This window comes from Psychromonas sp. (assembly GCF_047632995.1).
Taxonomy (GTDB): Bacteria; Pseudomonadota; Gammaproteobacteria; order Enterobacterales; family Psychromonadaceae; genus Psychromonas.
This window is the reverse complement of sequence record NZ_JBLIEK010000215.1, coordinates 1-3,730: the sequence shown is the minus strand read 5'-3', so window position 1 is coordinate 3,730 and position 3,730 is coordinate 1. Positions and strand designations below refer to the sequence as shown.

2 protein-coding genes and 1 pseudogene are annotated in these 3,730 nt (G+C 40.1%); all 3 read right to left on the bottom strand.

Going from position 1 to position 3,730, the window contains the following annotated elements:
• A partial coding sequence (gene asnB, locus ACJAT7_RS18470; protein WP_415228261.1) for an asparagine synthase B occupies positions 1-1,615 on the bottom strand: 1,615 nt, incomplete at its 3' end.
• Positions 1,616-1,822: 207 nt separating this feature from the next.
• The gene (locus ACJAT7_RS18465) at positions 1,823-3,439 is read right to left on the bottom strand and encodes a cation:proton antiporter (RefSeq protein ID WP_415228260.1); all 1,617 of its coding nucleotides are present in this window, start codon (positions 3,437-3,439) and stop codon (positions 1,823-1,825) included.
• A gap of 98 nt (positions 3,440-3,537) precedes the next feature.
• Positions 3,538-3,730: pseudogene (locus ACJAT7_RS18460) on the bottom strand (hypothetical protein); the annotation flags it as partial.

Here is a 3,730-nt window from a genome sequence, read left to right as displayed (position 1 = left end):
CATTATTTTGGAAGCTTTCATCCCAAGCCAATGCTTCAACCGTTGAACATGCCACTGATTTTCCGTGAGGTACACATTCTGCTGCACTATCAAGCGGGAAGTGCTCTGCAAAGATACTACGGTAGAAATAAGCTTCTTTGGTATCGGGTGTATTGATTGGAAATTTAAACGCCGCAGCCGCCAGTTGTTGATCTGTTACCTGTGTTTCAATATGCGCTTTTAATGTATCTATCCAGCTATAACCCACACCATCAGAGAACTGTTCTTTTTGACGCCATAACACTTCACTTAACAGCTGACCTTCGAACGCTTCACGGAGAATATTCTTCTCGATACGGCCGTCTTTGATCATTTTAAGCTCTGGGTTAGTACGCATAGCAACATCCATAAACTCTTTGTCTAAGAATGGTACGCGTGCTTCAATTCCCCAAGCAGCCATTGATTTATTAGCACGTAAACAGTCAAACATATGCAGTTTGCTGATTTTACGGTTTAACTCTTCATGTAACTCTTTTGGATTTGGCGCTTTATGGAAGTATAAGTAACCGGCAAATATTTCATCGGCACCTTCACCTGAAAGTACCATTTTTATACCCATCGCTTTAATCTTACGTGCCATTAGGTACATCGGCGTCGAAGCGCGGATGGTGGTTACATCGTAAGTTTCAATATGGTAAATAACTTCACGCAGTGCATCAATACCATTTTGTACGGTAAAGATAATAGGGTGGTGAATAGTGCCTAACTCTTTGGCTACTTTTTCAGCGGCGGCTAGATCGGGAGAGCCTTCAAGTCCGACAGAAAAAGAGTGCAGTTGTGGCCACCATGCGCCGCTTTCATCATTGTCTTCAATACGCTGTTTAGCAAATTTTTGCGTGATAGCCGAGATAACAGATGAATCCAAGCCACCAGATAGTAATACACCGTACGGCACATCACACATCAATTGGCGTTTAACGGACGCTTCAAGTGCTTGCCCTATTTCAGCTGCACTGCCGCCGTTATCTTTTACTGCATCATATTGCATCCAGTCACGCGTGTAATATTTAGTGATCACACCGATATCACTGTCTAAAAATGATCCTGTTGGGAATTCCTGAACTTTTGTACAAATGGGAGTTAATGCCTTCATTTCAGAGGCGACGTAAAAGTTACCATGTTCATCCCAGCCCATGTAAAGCGGAATAATCCCCATATGGTCACGGCCAATCAGGTATTTATCTTTTTCGGCATCATATAAACAAAAAGCGAAGATACCGTTAAGGTCATCTAAGAATGTATTACCTTTTTCTTCGTATAACCCGAGAATGATTTCGCAGTCAGATTTTGTTTTGAACTGGTATCCGCAAGTCAATTCAGCCGCTAATTCTTTATGGTTATAGATTTCACCATTTACCGCAAGAATATGTGTATTATTTTGATTATATAGTGGCTGTGCGCCTGTATTTACGTCGACAATTGACAGACGTTCGTGGACAAGGATTGCTTTATCAGAAGAGTAAACACCAGACCAATCAGGACCACGGTGACGAAGCAGCTTAGACATTTCAATTGCTTGTTGGCGCAATGCGATAGGATCGCTTTTAATGTCGAGCACACCAAAAATAGAACACATAACGTTACCTTTTATTTGAATACCAATACTGTGAGTATTTTGTATCTTTTAATATTTAATAATATTTTTCCGTTTGCTTAACCTCAGCAAAAAGAGGACGATTTTTTTAGACAAATTTAATTGTATTATTTTTGCAGAATATAGAAGAAAAGTCACACTAAATCCGTATAAATAGCTCACAAACAGAGGGATTAGCTGATTTTATGCTTATAACTCTTGTTTATGAGAACTTTTTGCTAAAACGAGGTTCACCTCGGCACATACATGGCGGGCAAAACCGGCCCCCGCTTCCACATACATATTGTAAACAGGCGTAACACCCAGTTCATTTAACTCACTTTCATCTTCTTTATAGTGTGCAAGTGCCGCCACTTTAAAGCTGCAAAATGTGATCTTACTTAGTTGCTCCGCCGCATAACGATTACCATTATGATCCGGCATCGCCAGCAAAATCAGTTTTATATTATCGGTGAGTTGCAGTTTATTCCAAAAATCAGAGTCGAGTGCATCGCCAGTAATCACTCGTCGACCTAATTCGCGGTGTTTGATAGTCGTTTGCTGATCATAATCGAGACCCATCACCTTTTCACCATAACTCTGTTTTAAAACATCATAAGCGCCAGTGCCAATGCGGCCCATTCCCATTACCAATATTTGTGCATCGCCAACGCGAACAGGGCGATCATCTTTATGCAGACGCTTAGACTGAAAACGCTTTAATGATCGTGTAAAGCGGGTGTAGATAGTATCTGCATATTTATTTAATAGTGCAGCAATAATAAAACTTAAGGAAACGGCAAGTGCGGTAATAATTAACCAGTCTTGTGTTAACCAACCTTTATAGGTGGCAAGGGAAGCCACAATCAAACCAAATTCACTGTAACTTGCTAAGCTAAAGGAGGCAAAAAGCGCGGTACGGGAACGTAGTCTAAATTTAGTTAAGGTAAGGAAATAGAGTGCAATTTTGCCTAACAATAGCAGTGATAAAATAGTTGCTATCATCAGGTGATCAAGATTTGGTAATCCCCCTAAACCGATTGTTAAAAAGAAACAGATTAAAAACAGCTCTTTCATATTAAACAGTGAGTTTGCCATATCTTTGGCGCTCGGATGTCCTGCAAGCAACATACCGGCAATTAATGCACCTAAATCTGCTTTCATGCCAACAGATTCAAATAATCCAGCACCAATAACCAGTGCCAAGAAAAAACCATATAAGACCAGTAGTTCTCCATGACCGGCTCTGTCGAGCAGTTTAAACAGCAGAGGCCTGACAACAGGTAAGGCAAGTAATGAAAAGGCCCAGATAGAAGGAATTTTACCGACCGAAATGGTTAAGAAAAGTACGGCAAAAATATCCTGCATAATCAAAATACCGATTGCAAGTCGCCCATACAGAGAGTTTGTTTCACTTTTTTCTTCCAGAATTTTTACCGCAAATACAGTACTGGAAAAACTCAAAGCAAAGGAGACAAGCAGTACCGCTGGTATATCCAGGGAACTAAAAAAAGAGAGGCCAATCTGTTTTAATAGCAATAAAAGTAGCGCGTAAAAAACAATGCTACTCACAATATGGATACTTGCTCCTCCCCAAACTTCTGTTTTGAAAAGGGTGCGCAGATCTAATTTTAAGCCGATCGAGAAAAGCAGTAGAGTGACACCTAAATTAGCAAAGGTGATTAACCCTTCGGTAGATTCAAATCCAAAAAAATTAAGAGCGAAACCGGCCAATAAAAAACCGACCATAGGGGGTAAACCGGTAAAGTTAATTACCATACCAAAGGTAAATGCGGTGCCAATAAAAAGTAATAGCGTAGTATCCATGGACTCAACTTTTATAAGGGGAGGATTTTTTTAATATCTGTTTGATTTTATGGTAATAAAGCAAGTAGAACAAATTTTTTTATAGTCTTCGATGGGACTCAGTTTACGCCTGATTTTATCAGTGAAGGATCTTTTTTTTGCGCGAATTGTTTTTGCTGCATCTCTAATAAAGACTGATGCTCGGGAAGCGAATAGGTAACAAAGGTCGTTGTATCGGGCCATTCACGCGTGATTGTCAATTCAATACCATCGTCCAATAACCACTGAAAGCTTGCTTTACCCTGATCTATT